This window comes from Tritonibacter scottomollicae (assembly GCF_032924845.1).
GTDB lineage: Bacteria > Pseudomonadota > Alphaproteobacteria > Rhodobacterales > Rhodobacteraceae > Epibacterium > Epibacterium scottomollicae.
Window position 1 is genome coordinate 3,465,537 of the sequence record NZ_CP136704.1, and the last position, 15,581, is coordinate 3,481,117.

Here is a 15,581-nt window from a genome sequence, read left to right on the forward strand (position 1 = left end):
ATTGTGAGATGCTGCCACGCCCTCTTTTCATCGGTCATGAGATTTATCGCGGGTCGTCCTATGGCCGCGCGCATCCGCTGCGGGTGCCGCGTGTGTCGACGGTGATGGACGTGTCACGAGCGATGGGGTGGCTGCCGCAAGAGGCATTCGTGACATCGCCTCGGGCCAAGCCAGCCGCTTTGCACGCCTTTCACACGCCTGAGTATGTGGCGGCCCTTCAAGCGGCAGAGGCCGCGCAGGAGGTCAGTGCCGATGTGCGAGCGCGCCACCACATTGGCACCGTGTCGAATCCAGTCTTCCCTGAGGTCTTTCGCCGCCCGGCAACGGCGGCGGGCGGGTCGATCCTGGCCGGAGAACTGCTGGCCCGGGGTGGGGTGGTCTACAATCCGGCGGGCGGCACCCATCACGGCATGCCGGATCGGGCCAACGGGTTTTGCTATCTGAACGATCCGGTGCTGGCGATGTTGTCGCTGCGCCATCATGGTGCTCAGCGGATCGCCTATGTGGATATTGACGCGCATCACTGCGACGGGGTCGAGGCCGCCTTTGCAGGCGATCCCGACGTGCTGATGATCTCGGTGCATGAGGAGAACCTCTGGCCGAAGACCGGGCTGCTGCAGGACGACGCCGGCGGCTCGGCGCTGAACCTGCCAGTGCCGCGGGGGCTGAACGACAGCGAGATGGCATATATCCGTGATGCGCTGGTCGTGCCTGCGGTGGCGGATTTCGCGCCGGATGCGGTGGTCCTGCAATGCGGGGCAGATGCGGTGACCGAGGATCCGCTGGCGCATCTCGACCTGTCAAACACTGCCCATTGGGCAGTGGTGTCGGCGCTGAATGGCTTGGCGCCGCGTTACTTGGTTCTCGGCGGCGGCGGGTATAACCCGTGGTCGGTGGGGCGGTTATGGACCGGGGTCTGGGCCACATTGCTGGGGGCGGAGATCCCTGACCATCTGCCCCCAGAGGCTGAGGCACTCCTGCGCGCGCTGGAGTTCAAGGGTCACCGCCTTGGTCGCAATCCACCGGAGCATTGGTTCAGCACATTGCGCGATGCGCCACGCAACGGACCAATACGACAGGACATCACGGATCGTGTCGCGCACTTGAGGCAACGATGGCAAGCCGCCGGTCAAAGGGTGCAGCGTGCCTAGTGGCAGACCGCTATGTCTTGGTTGAGGACGCCGGGTTAGGTGACCCGACGCCCCTAAAGACGGCGCGAAAACTGCAGCGGTCCGGCCTTATTCCGCCCAGCTCAGCGCGCCGATCTCGATCGCTGCGGTGGGTGCGTTGGCCCAGACTCCCTGTAAACCAGCCTTGGCGATACCAAGCTTTGCAAGCTGGAACAGATAGCCGTTGACGTAGTCGTCAGCGATGATTGTCTGCGCCTCCTGCAGCATTTCTGTCCGCTTGTCTGGATCCGTTGTGGCGTTCAAACGGTTCATCACACCCTGCAGGTCCGGATTGTCATACTGAAAGTAATAGTCCGGGCGTGTGTAAATGCCGATGTCCATCGGCTCCGTGTGGCTGACGATGGTGAGGCCGAACGTCTTGCCCTTGAACACCGTTTCCAGCCACTGCGCCCATTCGACATTGATGATCTCGGCCTTGATACCGACCTGAGCCAGCTGAGCCGCCACGATCTCGCCTCCACGGCGGGCATAGGCGGGGGGCGGCAGGTGCAGCGTGGTTTCAAACCCGTCGGACAGCCCGGCCTCGGCGAGCAATGCGCGGGCCTTTTCCGGATCAAAATCAGACTGAGCGGTCAGGTCCACATAGGCCGGATTGTGGGGGGCGAAATGGGTTCCGATCGGGGTGCCGTAGCCGAACATGGCACCGTCGATAATCGCGTTGCGGTCAATCGCATGGGCCAGGGCCTCGCGGACCTTGGGATTGTCGAATGGTGCCTGCGCATTGTTGGTAGAGAGGATCGTTTCCCCCTCGGTGGATCCGATGATGACCTGAAACCGGGGATCCGCCTCAAACTGCACCATGTTCTCTGGCGCCGGAAAATTGTCGAACGCGTCGATATCTTCGGCCATCATGGCAGCAAACGCGGCAGTCGGATCTGAAATGAACTTGATCGTCGCGCTGGTCAGCTCGGGGATTTCACCCCAGTAATTGGGATTGCGCACCAGTTCCACACGGTCGCCCTGAACCCACTCGTTGAAGCGATAAGGGCCGGTGCCCACAGGTGCGGTTTTCAGGGTCTCGACGCTCTCTTGTGCGACGATGACCGCATCCCCCCAGGCGAGGTTGAACAGAAGGCTACCATTCGGTTCCGACAAGGTGACCACCACGGTTTGCGGCTCTGTCGCCTTGACGTCGGCGATGGTGGAGAAGAGTGATTTCTGCGCGTTGGTGCTGTCTTCGGCACGGGCGCGGTCCAGCGAGAATTTCACGTCCTCAGCCGTCATGGCGGTGCCATCGTGGAAGGTCACGCCGTCCTGCAACTTGAACGTATAGGTCATCCCATCCTCGGAGATCTCCCATGACTTGGCCAGCAGCGGGACAACCGCCCCATCCGGGGTAAAGCGTGTCAAACCCTCGAAGATATTGAGATACACCACGGTATCGATCGCCTGCGCTGCGCCGCCGGTCGGGTCCAGATGTGGGGGCTCCAGCTGCGTGGCATATGTCACTGTATCCTTGGCCCACGCCGCTCCGGCCATCAGGCCAAGCGCGGAGACCGCGGCCACAAAGGGCTTCTTCAATTTCATCGTCACAGGTCCTCCTCTGTCGACGAGCGCTGGGCGTCCGCCGGATCATTGCGCCCACGTTGCTGGGGCGATTGAACAGAGCGTCGGTCTTTTTCGCGACGTAATCAAGCTTTGCTGCGCTGCCGCACGGCTGGTATGCAGCTGTGTCAGTTGATATAGAATTTCCACTGTGCCGAAATGGTCACCTGCCCGCAGGCGGCGACCAGTCCCGCAGCGCAGGCCCAGACAGGGAGCCGAGACATGAGCGCCACCGCCCGAAAAACTGCCCTCAATGCGGCGGATATCCGCGCCATGAAGGGGCAGACCCCCATCGTGAGCCTTACCGCCTATACCACCCCGATGGCGCGACTGATGGATGGACATTGCGATTTTGTGCTGGTCGGCGACAGTGTCGGCATGGTGCTGCACGGTCTGCCGTCGACGTTGGGCGTGACGATGGACATGATGGTGATGCATGGGGCCGCCGTCGCCCGGGGACTGAGCCACGCCATGATGGTGATCGACATGCCGTTCGGCTCCTACGAGGAAAGCCCGGCGCAGGCCTTTCGCAATGCGGCCCGTCTGATGGCGGAAACCGGCGCCGCTGCGGTCAAGCTCGAAGGCGGCGTGGAGATGGCCGAAACCATCCGCGTCCTTGTCAAACGGGGCATCCCGGTGATGGCGCATATCGGGCTGACGCCGCAATCTATCAACACGCTGGGCGGCTACAGGGTGCAGGGCCGCGATGAGGCGGCCAAGCCGCTGATCGCCGATGCCCGCGCGGTGGCCGATGCCGGTGCCTTTGCCGTGGTGCTGGAAAAAGTGCCTGCCACCCTGGCCGATCAGGTCACTGAAATCGTGGACATTCCCACCATTGGCATTGGCGCCTCGGTGGGGTGCGATGGCCAGGTGCTGGTTGTGGATGACATGCTGGGCTTCTTCACCGCCTTCAAACCGAAGTTCGTGAAACGCTATGCCGATCTTGGTACCCAGGCCGAGGCCGCGATTGCAGAATATGCCACCGAGGTACGGGCGCGACGCTTTCCGGAACCGGAACATACCTTTGCCGATCAGGCCCCGGCCAAGAAGACCTGAAGGACCATGCCAAACATGACGACTCCGATTTTGCGCCGCCTTGAAGACCTGCGCGCGCTGCGCCGCGACTGGACCCAGAAGGGTGAGACACTCGCCCTCGTGCCCACCATGGGCGCATTGCACGCCGGTCACTTGTCATTGGTGGAGGCTGCGAAGGCGGCGTGTGACCACGTTGTCGTGACCATTTTCGTGAACCCGAAGCAGTTCAACAACCCCGAAGATCTGGCGAACTATCCGCGCACCGAACATGACGATGCCGAGAAGCTCGCCCCCTATGGTGCTGATGCGATCTATGTGCCTGATCCGGATCAGATTTATCCAGAGGGCTATGCGACCACGATCAGCCTCACTGGCGTGACCGAAGTGATGGAGGGCCCCAATCGTCCGGGTCATTTTGAGGGGGTCGCGACCGTGGTGGCCAAGCTGTTCTTGCAGTCCGGCGCCGACAGGGCATTCTTTGGCGAAAAGGACTATCAGCAGTTGATGGTCGTCAAACGCATGGCGCGGGATCTGGATATTCCTATCGAGGTGATCGGGTGCCCCACTGTCCGTGAAGCCTCCGGTCTTGCCATGTCTTCGCGCAATATGCGGCTGTCGCCTGCGGCGGTGGCGGTAGCAGGTCAATTGAACCCCATGATGGAGGCCGCCGCCGAACGTTTGCGCGCCGGAGAGGTCTACGCCGCGCAAGAGGCCGACATGCGCCGCCAGCTGGCAGATCTGGGATTTTCTGAGGTGGAATACATCGACCTGCGCTGTGCCGAGACACTCTGCACGATGGAGCGCCTTGATCGCCCGGCGCGGATGTTCGTGGCGGCGTGGCTCGATGGGGTGCGCCTGATCGACAACATCGCTGTGTGAGCGCAATTCAGACTCTTGATCTACTAATTGATTAGTAGGGGCTGGTCGCGCTAACAATTTATGCCTAATCTCCGCCCCAAAGAGATACTTTGGAGGGGACCTCATGACATTCATTCTTGCGATCGACCAGGGAACCACCTCGACGCGCGCGATCCTGTTCGATGCTGATATGCAGGTGGCCGCCGTGGCGCAGGAGGAGTTTCCCCAGCACTACCCGCAGGCGGGCTGGGTTGAGCATGACCCGGAGGACCTCTGGGCCACCACGCTCTCCACCTGCCGCAAGGTGCTTGAGCAAAAGGGTGTTTCCGCCTCCGACATTGCCGGGATCGGCATCACCAACCAGCGCGAAACCACGGTGGTCTGGGACAAGGCGACCGGCAAGGCGGTCCATAATGCGATCGTCTGGCAGGATCGGCGCACGGCAGAGACATGCGAAGCGCTCCGCGACGAGGGGCATGAGGATCTGGTGCGGGAAACCACCGGTCTGTTGTTGGATCCCTACTTCTCGGGCACCAAAGTAAAGTGGATCCTCGATACGGTCGAAGGCACCCGCGCCCGCGCCGAGGCGGGGGAACTGCTGTTCGGAACCGTCGACAGCTTCCTGATCTGGCGTCTGACCGGGGGGGCCTCGCACGTCACTGACGCCACCAACGCGGCCCGCACGCTGATGTATGACATCAAGGACGGCCAGTGGAGCGCGGAGATTTGCAAGATACTCGACGTTCCGATGGCCCTCCTGCCCGAGGTCAAAGACAGTGCTGCGGACTTCGGACACACCTCTGCAGAGCATCTGGGTGGCGCTATCCCGATCCTTGGGGTGGCCGGGGACCAACAGGCCGCCACCGTGGGCCAGACCTGTTTCAAACCGGGGATGATGAAATCCACCTATGGCACCGGGTGCTTTGCGCTGCTGAACACTGGCGACACACCGGTGCTGTCGAAGAACCGCATGCTGACCACCATCGCCTATCAGTTGGACGGCAAGCCGACATATGCGCTGGAAGGGTCGATCTTCATCGCAGGTGCAGCGGTGCAATGGCTGCGCGATGGGCTGGGCATTATCGGCAAGGCGAGTGAGTCGGGCGTGCTGGCGGATAAGTCGGACCCGACGCAGGACGTGATCCTGGTGCCTGCTTTCACCGGCCTCGGCGCCCCCTATTGGGAACCCGAATGTCGTGGCGGCATGTTTGGGCTGACCCGCAATTCTGGTCCGGCAGAATTTGCTCGCGCGGCCCTGCAAAGCGTGGCCTACCAGACCCGTGATCTCTGGGAGGCGATGCGGGCCGACTGGCAGGGCGAGGCCAATGTCACCCTGCGCGTCGACGGCGGCATGAGCGCCAGTGACTGGGCGATGCAGAGCCTGTCGGACATTCTCGGCGCGGCTGTTGATCGTCCTGTGATGCAGGAGACCACGGCGCTGGGGGCTGCTTGGCTCGCAGGGATGAAGGCGGGTGTTTACCCGGATCAGGAAGGCTTTGCCGCAACCTGGGCGCTTGATCGCGAGTTCAAGCCGATGCTGGACACAGGCCGCCGCGAAGAGGCCTATGCCCGTTGGAAACGTGCCGTTCAGGCAGTGATCGGGGTCTAACCGAAACGAGTCTGATGCTGGCAGGTCCCCGGCGCGTTCGGGGCCCTGCTGTCAGGCCAGTCGCGCACCGTCGGCAATGGTGCGCGGTCGCGCGTTGAGAGCCTCGATGGAAAAGCCGGAGATGGCTTTGTATTTCGCGGCATGCGCGGCCAGATCAGCCCGTGGGATAACGCTGTCGATGTTATCAAACGCGCCGCCACACAGGGCCTCGACCTGCTGCAATACCGCATCCGGGCCGTTGCCAGAGCGATTCGCCATGCCGATCTTGGTGGCCGCCGGGCGCATCTCGGCCTCATAGGCGTGTAGCGCTTTGGGGGTCAGCCCCTGCGTCAGGACATGTGCCCCCATCACGCGAGCATCCAGAATCGCCTGGCTCGCCCCATTTGATCCCACCGGATAGGTTGGATGCGCGGCGTCTCCCATCAGGGTGCGGCGGCCAAAGGTCCAGCGCGGCAGCGGATCGCGATCCACCATCGGGTATTCATAAACCGTCTCGGCGCCGCGGATCAGGGCGGGCACGTCGATCCAGTCGAACCGCCAGTCTGTAAACTCCGCCACGAAGCGTTCCACGTCCACGGCCCGGTTCCAGTCCTCGCGCTGGAAATCCTGATTGGGATCAAAGCGCTTTTCCGCAATCCAGTTGAGCGTGGCGAGGCCGTCTGTATCGGGGGTGGAGATCGGGTAGGATACAAACCGCAGATCATCATGGCCGATCATCACCATCGCGCCCTCGCCCCGAAACAGCGGCGCGCGGGTGGTGGCACGCCACAGGATGCGCCCATCCCAAATCGGAGCGCCTTCATCAGGGTATTCAACTGCACGCAGGGCGGAGTGGATGCCGTCAGCGGCCACCACCAAGGCGCCCGAGGCATGGCGCCCGTCGGCAAGCTGCAACTTCGCCTCCGTGCCTGTATCTGCCCAGCCCACCGCGCGGGCGTTGGTCTCGATCACATCCGGTCCAGCCCGGTCAAGCAACGTCCGATACAGCAGCATCTGCAGTTCGCCACGGTGCACGGAAAACTGTGGCCAAGCATAGCCCGCCTCCATCCCGCGCGGCTCTTCCCAGATCGTGTTTCCCAGCTTGGAGAAGAAACCAAGGCTCTGCGTGCGCACGCCTATGGTATCCAGCTCGGCTTCCAGTCCCAGATCGAAGAGTTCGCGCACCGCATTGGGCTGGAGGTTGATGCCAACCCCCATGGGCTTCAGCTCCCGCGTGGCCTCGAAGACCTTAAACGGCACCCCGATCTGGTGAAGCGTTAACCCGAGGGTGAGCCCGGCGATACCGCCGCCTGCAATCAAAACTGTCATCTGTTCTGGTTCCTCCCGCGCGGCATAAGACCACGCGTTCAAAACAAAAGGCAAGCCGCAGACAGGCCTCAGATGCGTGAAGAGACGATCAGTTCCGGGCCGAAGATCACGTCGGCATACTCCGCAAGATAGATCTTCAGCCACGGCGTGAAACGCTCTGGGTGGCGGCTGACCTCGGCCAGAAGATCATGATAATCGACCCAGCGGGTCTCCATCACCTCTGCCGGGTTTGGCGCGAGACCAAGCGGCGCGAGCATATGGGCCAGATAGACATCGACCACCTCATGCTCGATCAAACCATCGCCCACGTCGGCACGATACTCCAGCGTGTGGCGGTATTCCGGGTGCAAGCCGGAGAGGCCGAGTTCCTCTTCCAGCCTGCGCACCGCGCAATGATCCGAGGCTTCGCGCCACATCGGATGGGTGCAGCAGGTGTTCGCCCAGAGGCCGGGTGTATGGTATTTGCCCATCGCCCGTCGCTGCATCAGGATCTCACGGCCCTGGACCACAAAGACGGAAACGGCCTTGTGCCGCAGGCCCTCCTGATGGGCGCGCAACTTGTCCACCGGGGTCAACGTGTCATCGACCCAGGCGGGGATCAGATCGGGGCGGCGCTCTGGCATGGTGCTCCTGCGGATGAGCGGCCGGATGGGGCCGCGTGTGGAAAGCCGGTCATGTAGGGCAAGCCGTGACATATCTCAAGTGCGCGGGCGATGACGCAAGACGCCGCGGCCCGGAAGGCCGCGGCGTGTGTCGCAAGATTTCGCCAAGACAGACCTTAGTCGGTCGCGGTGGCCGCGTCGTCTGCTGCGGCCTCGGCTGGGCCAAACTGCGCCAGATAGGCGTAGACATCCTCGCCGCCTTTCTTCACGCGAAAAGACATCTTGGATTTGGCGCCACTATCGTCAAGCTCTTCCTTGAGGAAGCCACGCGGGTCCTGGACGTAGGCCACGAATTTTGCCTCATCCCAGACCAGTCCGGCTTCACCTGCGGCTACGAGATCATCCCCGTAGCGGAAATCCTCGACGGTGCCAGCCTGACGGCCAGCGATGCCCCAGAGGTTGGGGCCGGTTCTGCCGCCTCTGACGATGGTTTCATCCGTGTCAGAGACGATCTGGTGACAGGATTTGCACTTGTTGAAGGCTTTCTCGCCCTTCTCGGCGTCGCCTTCGGCAAGGGCTGGCATCGCGAGACAGACAAGCGCGGCTGTGGTTAGAATTCGTTTCATAAACTGGCTCCTATGAGTTCTAGTCGCTGGCGGCAGGTTCGGGGTGTTTCCGGTGTGAAGTCAACGCGACATAAGAGACATGTGGTCGCGCTGATCAGAAATCACTTTCAAATCATGCCAAAAGACTTGCCGATCAGGCCTGCCAGCACGGCAGGATATCTCCATCGGCCGGACGCGCTTCGTAGACCGCACGGGCAATCGCACGGGCCAGGCACAGTGAGGCGGCGTGACACAGGCCGAGCATGTCCTGCGCCGGATCCTCCAGAGGGCGGGACCCGGTGGCGGCTGCAAACACCAGATCGCCGTCATGTGGCCCATGTGAGGGTAGGATGGCGCGGGCCATGCCGTCATGCGCGGTGGTTGCCATGCGCTGGGCCTCGGCCTTGGTCAGTGTGGCGTCTGTCGCGACGATGGCAATGGTGGTGTTTGAGCCGTTTGAGGACACTGGTGCACCGGCCAGCGCAGCCATGGCTTCCATCTTGCGGCTGCGCAAACTACGCCCGAGCCCCGCTGCCGGGTCGGGGCCAAGGCCGCCAAACTCCGCGTCGATCTCAAACGGTGCGGCCCAGAAATGCCGTTCGCCCGGTGTGGTGACCGATCCGATCGGGTTTGCGACCACCAGCGCGCCAACGGTGTGCCCGCTGTCGAGCACCAGCGAGGACGAGCCAAGCCCGCCCTTTTGCATCCCGGTGAGCGCGCCAGTCCCGGCACCACTGGTGCCGAGCGCAAAATCCGCGCTTGCGTTTTGCAGCGCAGCGCGGCCCAGAGCGGGGTAGGGGTTTTGGTCCCAATCCTTCTCTCCGCCATTCAGCAGGTCGAAGATTATGGCACCGGGGACGATCGGAACCAGCGCGGGACCAAGGCGAAAGCCGCGCCCCATGGCCCGCAGCCCGTCCACAACACCGGAACAGGCATCGAGCCCATAAGCAGAGCCGCCAGACAGAACCAGAGCGTCCACCGCCTGCACCGTTTTGTCGGGGGCGAGCAGATCGGTCTCTCGGGTGCCCGGCGCGCCCCCCATGATATGCACGGCAGCGGTAAAGGGCTGATCTGCGGTCAGCACCGTGGTGCCGGACTTCAACGCCGTGTCGGATGCATTGCCGACCTTGAGGCCGGCGACATCGGTGATCAGGTTGCGGGGGCCGGGTTTCATTTTCTCTGATCCTTGCGGGAGGGAGGGTTGCGAAGCGGAGCGCCCGTGCCGGGCGCGCAGGGTCAGCGCTGACGCGCCGTTTGGTGGGGGAGGCCTGCGTCAGATACACCTGCCGCCGTCCACCTCCATGCAGACGCCGGTGACCATGCTGGCCTCGTCCGAGCAGAGGTAGAGCGCCGCGTTGCCCATGTCCTGTGGCGTGGAGAAGCGACCCAGCGGAATGGTGGAGAGGAATTTTGCCCGCACCTCCGGCGTGTCCTCTCCCATGAAGGACTTCAACAGAGGCGTTTCGCCCGCCACCGGATTGATTGCATTCACGCGCACGCCGGAGGGGGCCAGTTCGACCGCCATGGTGCGGGTGGCCGTGATCATCCAGCCCTTGGAGGCATTATACCAATTGAGGTTGGGACGCGGTGACACGCCCGCGGTGGAGGCAACATTGAGGATTGCGCCGCTGCCCTGCGCTTTCATATGCGGCACCAGCGCCTGCGCGGTCAGATAGACGGATTTCATGTTCACGTTGACCACCCGGTCGAACTCTTCCTCGGAGACCTCCTCCAGGGGCGTCGGAAGATGGGTGACACCGGCGTTGTTCACCAGGATATCGACCTGGCCAAAGGCCTGTCGCGCGGCCTTGCTCATGGCGTTCACCGAGGCGCGGTCGCCAACGTCGACGCGCTGTGCAATGGCTTTGTCGCCGCAGCGGTGGGCCAGATCAGCGGCAGCATCTCCGTTGATATCTGCGATCATCACCCGCGCGCCTTCGCGCAGGAATGCCTCTACGATGCCCTGTCCAAATCCGGAAGCGCCGCCGGTTACGATGGCGGTCTTGTCCTTGAGACGCATGAATAATCCTCCCTCAAATCGCTTGTTTCGGGCAGGATGGCGCGCAGTGATCAGAAGGGCAATCGTGTAATTCAGTCGCCGTCGACACGCCCGCGCATGTTCTTGACTTCGGCGCGGGTTTTCTTGGCCTTGAGACGCCGTTCCACGCTGCCGCGGGTCGGCTTGGTAGCGATGCGCCGCTTGGGTTTTACCAATGCGCGGCGGATCAGCTCGGCCAGACGCTCGCGTATGATCTCGCGGTTGCGGGCTTGTGAGCGGGTCTCGTCACACTGCATCACCAGTGCGCCGTCGTTGGTCCAACGGCGTCCGGCAATACGACGCAGACGTGTCTTGACCGGTCCCGGCAGGTGCGGCGAACGCTCTGCCTCGAAACGGAGTTCCACGGCAGAGGACACCTTGTTCACGTTCTGCCCACCGGGGCCGGAGGCACGCATGAAGCTTTCGGTCAGCTCCCAGTCCTGCAGGGTTATGTCATCACTGATACGCAGCATGGTGCGGACCATAGAACGTTGATGCCAAAGGGCAAATGAAAAACCAACGAGAGCGTGTGTGAAGGTGGAACATACAGGGCGGAATATTAAAAGGGCCGCCCCGAGGGGAGCGGCCCTTCCGAAAGTTTGAGAGCAAAGGCAGGTTAGGGTGCAATACCCAGCCGGTCGGCCACTGCCAAAGAGGGCTGCCTCAGAGGCGGGCCGCTCCGGTTGTTGCTACGCCTTGCTCCAACACCTTTTCTGACACTGGATCACCTCCTATTCTCTCTGTTTCCGTTGGATTTAGACTGGCACGGAATTCGAGGATCTCCAAATGAAATTCTCGCGAAATCAGGCGTTCGCGGGTCGCGCGCTTGTGAGGCGCGCAACAATCAGGCGGAACGGAACCAGCGCGAGCAGAGCCAGAGACAGTTTCACCAACCAGTCAGCGACCGCCAGCGAGACCCAGAGCGGGCTGATCGGGCCGACGCCCAGCAGCGGCAACATCTCACCGGCCCAGGATACGTCGTTTGCGGGTTCGATAAAGCTCAGCGCACCGGAGAAGGCCACGGTGAAGAAGATCGCCGTGTCGAGCGACGACCCGATCAGCGTCGAGGCCAGCGGTGCACGCCACCATTTGCCGCCACGCAGGCGGGCAAAGATCGCGACATCCGACAGCTGCGCCAGCAGGAAGGCAAGGCCGGAGGCAAGCGCAATACGCAGGGTCACCAGCGGGCCAAATTCGCCCATGATCTGCGTGCCGATGAGGGAGCAGATGACACCGACGACAAAGCCGGCCAGGACCACTTTGCGGGCAGGGCCGACGCCATAGACGCGGTTGGTGACATCGGTGACAAGGAAGGCCACCGGATAGGTGAACGCGCCCCAGGTCAGCCAGTTGCCGAACAGGAATTGTACGAGAATGTTTGAGGCCACCACGACGGCAGCCATGGCAAGAATGCCAGGTAGATAAGTGCGGGTCATGTTTTCATACCGTTTTTTAGACAAGGTCGCGGAGACTTGTGCACCCCGTCCGGTCAGGACTCCGGGCGCGAAGGATCGCCTCAGTTATTCGGGTCAGGCTGGAATGGCAAGTGATTCCCCGATTCGTGATCGCTCAGAGCGGGTCGGGCAGCCGGTACTCGACAATCTCGGTGCGCTGGACCCAGAAGAAATTATCGTCCGAGATCATGGTGGCCCGAAGCGCCCCGCTGTCGTCTCGCCAGATGCTGAGACCCTCGAGGTTGTCATGCTCTGCCAACGGCGTATTGAGCAGCACATCTCCACCCGAAAGGCCTGTACTGGTTACGGCGAACCGGCGCAGGCGGCTGCGAAATCCGATGGTGACAAACTTTCGCTCAAGCACATAGAGCGTCCCGTCCGGCCCGAAATCTGCGCCAACAGGCAGAAACCCGTCCTGCTCCGGATAGGCACCAAGGCCGTGCCAGCCCGTGTCGCGGGACCAGGTCCAGACGCGGGCAATCTGTGGCTGACGCGAGGGTGCTTCGGAAATCATCAACAGTTGCCCAGCGGCGTCGCGGGCGAGACTCTCGAACGAGGCATTGAAGCGGAAGGTGGAGAATGCCTCTGGTGAGGGCAGTGCGCGGGGGCCTTCGGGGGTGTACTCCAGAACCCGATGTGGGCTTTCGAAGGAGACGTAGAAATGCCCGTCGCCAGCCAACGCCAGCCCTTCGCTGTCCTCGGCACCTTTTTTGATCGGGGTGCCGTCTGCATCCAGCAGCCGCGCCTCCCGCAGCATACGAACCGAGGTGATCTTGCCTGCTTTCCGGACCAGCGTGCCTTCGACGATATGGGAACGATCAGTGATCGCAACAAACCGGGTACCGTCGCTGTTCAATTCAAGCCCGGACAGGCCACCAAACCAATCAGCCTCTTCAGACCAGCGGAAGCTGGCAATGTGCCGGGCGCTGTTGCTGTCAGTTTGCGTCGCCTTCCAGACCGCAGAGGCCGCCCAGGCCGCCGCGCAGAGCGTGACGACCAGGGCGGCAGAGAGCGTGATCAGTCGGAGGAGAGAACGGCGGCGCATTGCTGGGGAAGATCCGAAAGGGTGTAGTCCCTGCGCGGTTTAGGCTTTGGCGCGTTCGGGTCAACCGGTTTTGGCGGCGGCGGGTTGATGATGTTGGACACCCATTCACGGGCATCATCACAGCCATCGCCGCGTGGTGGCGGATCCTGCTCGACGCAGCCTCGGGCGCCGCGCGGGCAATTCAGCCTGACGTGGAAATGGTAGTGGTGCCCCCACCAGGGACGGATCTTGCGCAGCCAGCTGCGATCACCGGTGGCTGTATCGCACATCTTCACCTTTGCGCCGGGGAAGACAAAGATCCGTGCGACACGCGGATCAGAGGCGGCAGCCTTCAGAATAGCCTGATGCTGCGGGCTCCAGTTGTCGTTGACATAAGCACCGCTCGCCCGCCGCAAAGAGATTGAGGAGATGTTCTCGCGCGCATCGCGGCTCAGGTCGAGACGGTTCGGCGGCAGCATCCAGATGTCGGCATCCAGCCCGATCTGGTGACTGCGGTGGCCCGACAGCATCGGCCCGCCACGCGGCTGGCTGATGTCGCCTACATAAAGGCCCTGCCAGCCCGGCTGACGTGCGGCCACGCGGCTCAGGTCCTGAATGAAGTCAATCGTTTCGGGATGGCCCCAGTTGCGGTTGCGGCTCAGGCGCATCGCCTGCCAGGTGGGTCCGGTTTCCGGCAGTTGCGCCGCGCCTGCAACACAGCCCTTGGCGTAGGAGCCGAGCGGTGCCGGGCGCTGGGCTGAGCTATTGCGCTTGGCACCAAACAGCTGTTTCGCGGGTACGGTGGAATTCACGGCCTTGTTCGCAAATGCCGTTGCGGATGCGCGCGGACTGTCCTGTGCCGGGGCACAGGCGGCCAGAAACAGCGCCGCAAGGGTGACGTGTCGAATAAACCTCAAACCTGATCTCCTTCACCATCCACCCGCATCAATAAGAGCAGACCAAGGGCAAAGAGCGCAATCACCGGTGTAATTCCGAGGCGCGCACTGCCTGTTATTGTTGTCATCAGGCCGATCAGTGCGGGTGCAAGAAAGGCCGTCGCTCGTCCAGAAAGTCCATATAAACCAAAGGCTTCGGTGGCGGTTTCTGGGGTTGTATGACGCACCATAAGGGTGCGGCTGGTGGCTTGCAATATTCCGCCGAAGCCGCCGATCAGCACGCCGCAGGCAAAGAACACCTGATCCGGAAGCGCTGTCCCGTCTGCCAGCGGGATGCCAAAAAGATGCGTGCGGGACATGTTGACGACGATCAGGCAAACCAGGCTCAGCACCAGTATGGCGCTGATGATGACGGGTTTCGGCCCGAATTGCTTGTCCGCCAGCCCGCCGCCCCAGCTGAACAGCGCGGCGGAAACGGCGGCAATGATGCCGAAGATGCCGATCTGGGTGATTGACCAATCGAGCACCAGCCCCGCATAGACGCCGCCAAAGCCATAAAGCCCGTTCAGCGCGTCACGATAAAGCATGGAAGACACCAGATAGCTGGTCAGGCTGCGGCGCTGCCCCAACCCTTTCACGGAAGCGACCACCATGGACACTGCGCGTGTCAGACTGGCCGTGCCCAGACGCGGTCCACGCGGGTCGCGCACCCAAGCGAAATAGGGGATCATGAACACCGCAAACCACAGCGCCACAAAGGGGCCGACGGCCCGGGTGCCCTCTCTGGCGCTGGCGTCCAGCCCGAGCGCGGGATCAAGGCCGATCAGCGTCTTGCCGCTGTCCTGCTCGACAAACAACAGCAGCATGATGAACAGGGCCACCACCCCGCCGAGATAGCCAAAGGCAAAGCCGGAACCGGACAGTTGCCCGACTTCCTCCTTGCTTCCCAGCGAGGGCAGCTGCGCGTTGACGAAGATCAGCGCAAACTCCGCGCCGATGAAGCCGATGCCGAAACTGATCAGCATCCACCACAGGTTGCTGCCCGCGGGGTCCATGAACCACAGGCCGGCTGAGCCGACCACATAGGCGACGGAAAAGCCGATGATCCACGGCATCTTGCGCCCGGCAATGTCGGCCAGCGCCCCGAGGAACGGCGCCGAAAGCCCGATGATCAGCCCGGTGATGGTCAGGCAGAGCGACCAGCTCGATTGGGCCTGCGCCCGCGCCGCCTCGTCATTCAGGCCGGTGGCGAGGAAATACTCCGTCGCGGTGGCGGCAAAGAAGGGGCCAAAGATAAAGGTCACCAGCAGCGTGTGATAGGGCTGGCTGGCCCAGTCAAAGAACCACCACCCCCAGATGCGTTTGCGCAGGGGAATGCCCTGCGCCACTGAAACCTCTGCCATCACTGCCCCCGACG

The 15,581-nt window shown here is 62.5% G+C and carries 15 protein-coding genes; 4 read left to right on the forward strand and 11 right to left on the reverse strand.

From position 1 onward, the window contains the following. Window positions 1-8: 8 nt before the first annotated feature. On the forward strand, window positions 9-1,151 hold the full coding sequence (locus tag R1T40_RS17165) for an acetoin utilization protein AcuC (protein WP_317384985.1): 1,143 nt from the start codon (window positions 9-11) through the stop codon (window positions 1,149-1,151). Between the two features lie 87 nt (window positions 1,152-1,238). Here R1T40_RS17165 and R1T40_RS17170 read toward each other — a convergent pair whose 3' ends face one another. After that, entirely contained in the window at window positions 1,239-2,717 is a 1,479-nt protein-coding gene (locus tag R1T40_RS17170; RefSeq protein WP_317384986.1) for an ABC transporter substrate-binding protein, read from the reverse strand. 240 nt (window positions 2,718-2,957) lie between these two features. On the opposite strand from R1T40_RS17170, the gene panB reads away from it, so the two are divergent. The 3 genes from panB (at window position 2,958) to glpK (ending at window position 6,237) form a co-directional block, all read left to right on the forward strand. Beyond that, window positions 2,958-3,791, forward strand: coding sequence for a 3-methyl-2-oxobutanoate hydroxymethyltransferase (panB, locus tag R1T40_RS17175; protein WP_317384987.1), 834 nt, complete (start codon window positions 2,958-2,960; stop codon window positions 3,789-3,791). Between the two features lie 15 nt (window positions 3,792-3,806). Beyond that, the gene (gene panC, locus R1T40_RS17180) at window positions 3,807-4,649 is read left to right on the forward strand and encodes a pantoate--beta-alanine ligase (RefSeq protein ID WP_317384988.1); all 843 of its coding nucleotides are present in this window, start codon (window positions 3,807-3,809) and stop codon (window positions 4,647-4,649) included. A 103-nt stretch (window positions 4,650-4,752) separates the two neighbouring features. Next, on the forward strand, window positions 4,753-6,237 hold the full coding sequence (glpK, locus tag R1T40_RS17185) for a glycerol kinase GlpK (protein WP_317384989.1): 1,485 nt from the start codon (window positions 4,753-4,755) through the stop codon (window positions 6,235-6,237). 51 nt (window positions 6,238-6,288) lie between these two features. Here the strand turns inward: glpK and R1T40_RS17190 are convergent, their stop codons facing one another. From R1T40_RS17190 to R1T40_RS17235, 10 genes are all read right to left on the reverse strand, one after another. Then, complete coding sequence (locus R1T40_RS17190) at window positions 6,289-7,545, reverse strand: flavin-dependent oxidoreductase (RefSeq protein WP_317384990.1); 1,257 nt, start codon at window positions 7,543-7,545, stop codon at window positions 6,289-6,291. Between the two features lie 68 nt (window positions 7,546-7,613). Beyond that, complete coding sequence (idi, locus tag R1T40_RS17195) at window positions 7,614-8,168, reverse strand: isopentenyl-diphosphate Delta-isomerase (protein ID WP_317384991.1); 555 nt, start codon at window positions 8,166-8,168, stop codon at window positions 7,614-7,616. Between the two features lie 155 nt (window positions 8,169-8,323). Beyond that, window positions 8,324-8,773 carry a c-type cytochrome gene (locus R1T40_RS17200; RefSeq protein WP_317384992.1) on the reverse strand — a complete coding sequence of 150 codons (450 nt, stop codon included), beginning with the start codon at window positions 8,771-8,773 and terminating at the stop codon, window positions 8,324-8,326. Window positions 8,774-8,906: 133 nt separating this feature from the next. Continuing rightward, window positions 8,907-9,926, reverse strand: coding sequence for a P1 family peptidase (locus R1T40_RS17205; RefSeq protein ID WP_317384993.1), 1,020 nt, complete (start codon window positions 9,924-9,926; stop codon window positions 8,907-8,909). Between the two features lie 99 nt (window positions 9,927-10,025). Further along, on the reverse strand, window positions 10,026-10,772 hold the full coding sequence (locus R1T40_RS17210) for an SDR family oxidoreductase (RefSeq protein WP_317384994.1): 747 nt from the start codon (window positions 10,770-10,772) through the stop codon (window positions 10,026-10,028). Between the two features lie 71 nt (window positions 10,773-10,843). Further along, window positions 10,844-11,263, reverse strand: coding sequence for an alternative ribosome rescue aminoacyl-tRNA hydrolase ArfB (gene arfB, locus R1T40_RS17215; RefSeq protein WP_106164456.1), 420 nt, complete (start codon window positions 11,261-11,263; stop codon window positions 10,844-10,846). Window positions 11,264-11,593: 330 nt separating this feature from the next. Next, on the reverse strand, window positions 11,594-12,226 hold the full coding sequence (locus R1T40_RS17220; RefSeq protein ID WP_106164375.1) for a queuosine precursor transporter: 633 nt from the start codon (window positions 12,224-12,226) through the stop codon (window positions 11,594-11,596). Between the two features lie 133 nt (window positions 12,227-12,359). Beyond that, window positions 12,360-13,289, reverse strand: coding sequence for an esterase-like activity of phytase family protein (locus R1T40_RS17225; protein ID WP_317384995.1), 930 nt, complete (start codon window positions 13,287-13,289; stop codon window positions 12,360-12,362). Beyond that, window positions 13,262-14,185, reverse strand: a complete 924-nt coding sequence (gene mepA / locus R1T40_RS17230; RefSeq protein WP_106164373.1) for a penicillin-insensitive murein endopeptidase — start codon at window positions 14,183-14,185, stop codon at window positions 13,262-13,264. Before mepA ends, R1T40_RS17225 begins: the two co-directional genes overlap by 28 nt. Continuing rightward, window positions 14,182-15,567 (reverse strand): MFS transporter, encoded by a 1,386-nt coding sequence (locus tag R1T40_RS17235; RefSeq protein WP_317384996.1) that lies wholly within the window; start codon window positions 15,565-15,567, stop codon window positions 14,182-14,184. The genes mepA and R1T40_RS17235 overlap by 4 nt, the downstream gene beginning before the upstream one ends. Window positions 15,568-15,581: the final 14 nt, after the last annotated feature.

Coding starts and splice junctions, on each gene's coding strand:
- R1T40_RS17165 (WP_317384985.1), top strand. CDS start 9: ATGCTGCCACGCCCTCTTTTCATCGGTCATGAGATTTATCGCGGGTCG.
- R1T40_RS17170 (WP_317384986.1), bottom strand. CDS start 2,717: ATGAAATTGAAGAAGCCCTTTGTGGCCGCGGTCTCCGCGCTTGGCCTG.
- panB (WP_317384987.1), top strand. CDS start 2,958: ATGAGCGCCACCGCCCGAAAAACTGCCCTCAATGCGGCGGATATCCGC.
- panC (WP_317384988.1), top strand. CDS start 3,807: ATGACGACTCCGATTTTGCGCCGCCTTGAAGACCTGCGCGCGCTGCGC.
- glpK (WP_317384989.1), top strand. CDS start 4,753: ATGACATTCATTCTTGCGATCGACCAGGGAACCACCTCGACGCGCGCG.
- R1T40_RS17190 (WP_317384990.1), bottom strand. CDS start 7,545: ATGACAGTTTTGATTGCAGGCGGCGGTATCGCCGGGCTCACCCTCGGG.
- idi (WP_317384991.1), bottom strand. CDS start 8,168: ATGCCAGAGCGCCGCCCCGATCTGATCCCCGCCTGGGTCGATGACACG.
- R1T40_RS17200 (WP_317384992.1), bottom strand. CDS start 8,773: ATGAAACGAATTCTAACCACAGCCGCGCTTGTCTGTCTCGCGATGCCA.
- R1T40_RS17205 (WP_317384993.1), bottom strand. CDS start 9,926: ATGAAACCCGGCCCCCGCAACCTGATCACCGATGTCGCCGGCCTCAAG.
- R1T40_RS17210 (WP_317384994.1), bottom strand. CDS start 10,772: ATGCGTCTCAAGGACAAGACCGCCATCGTAACCGGCGGCGCTTCCGGA.
- arfB (WP_106164456.1), bottom strand. CDS start 11,263: ATGCTGCGTATCAGTGATGACATAACCCTGCAGGACTGGGAGCTGACC.
- R1T40_RS17220 (WP_106164375.1), bottom strand. CDS start 12,226: ATGACCCGCACTTATCTACCTGGCATTCTTGCCATGGCTGCCGTCGTG.
- R1T40_RS17225 (WP_317384995.1), bottom strand. CDS start 13,289: ATGCGCCGCCGTTCTCTCCTCCGACTGATCACGCTCTCTGCCGCCCTG.
- R1T40_RS17235 (WP_317384996.1), bottom strand. CDS start 15,567: ATGGCAGAGGTTTCAGTGGCGCAGGGCATTCCCCTGCGCAAACGCATC.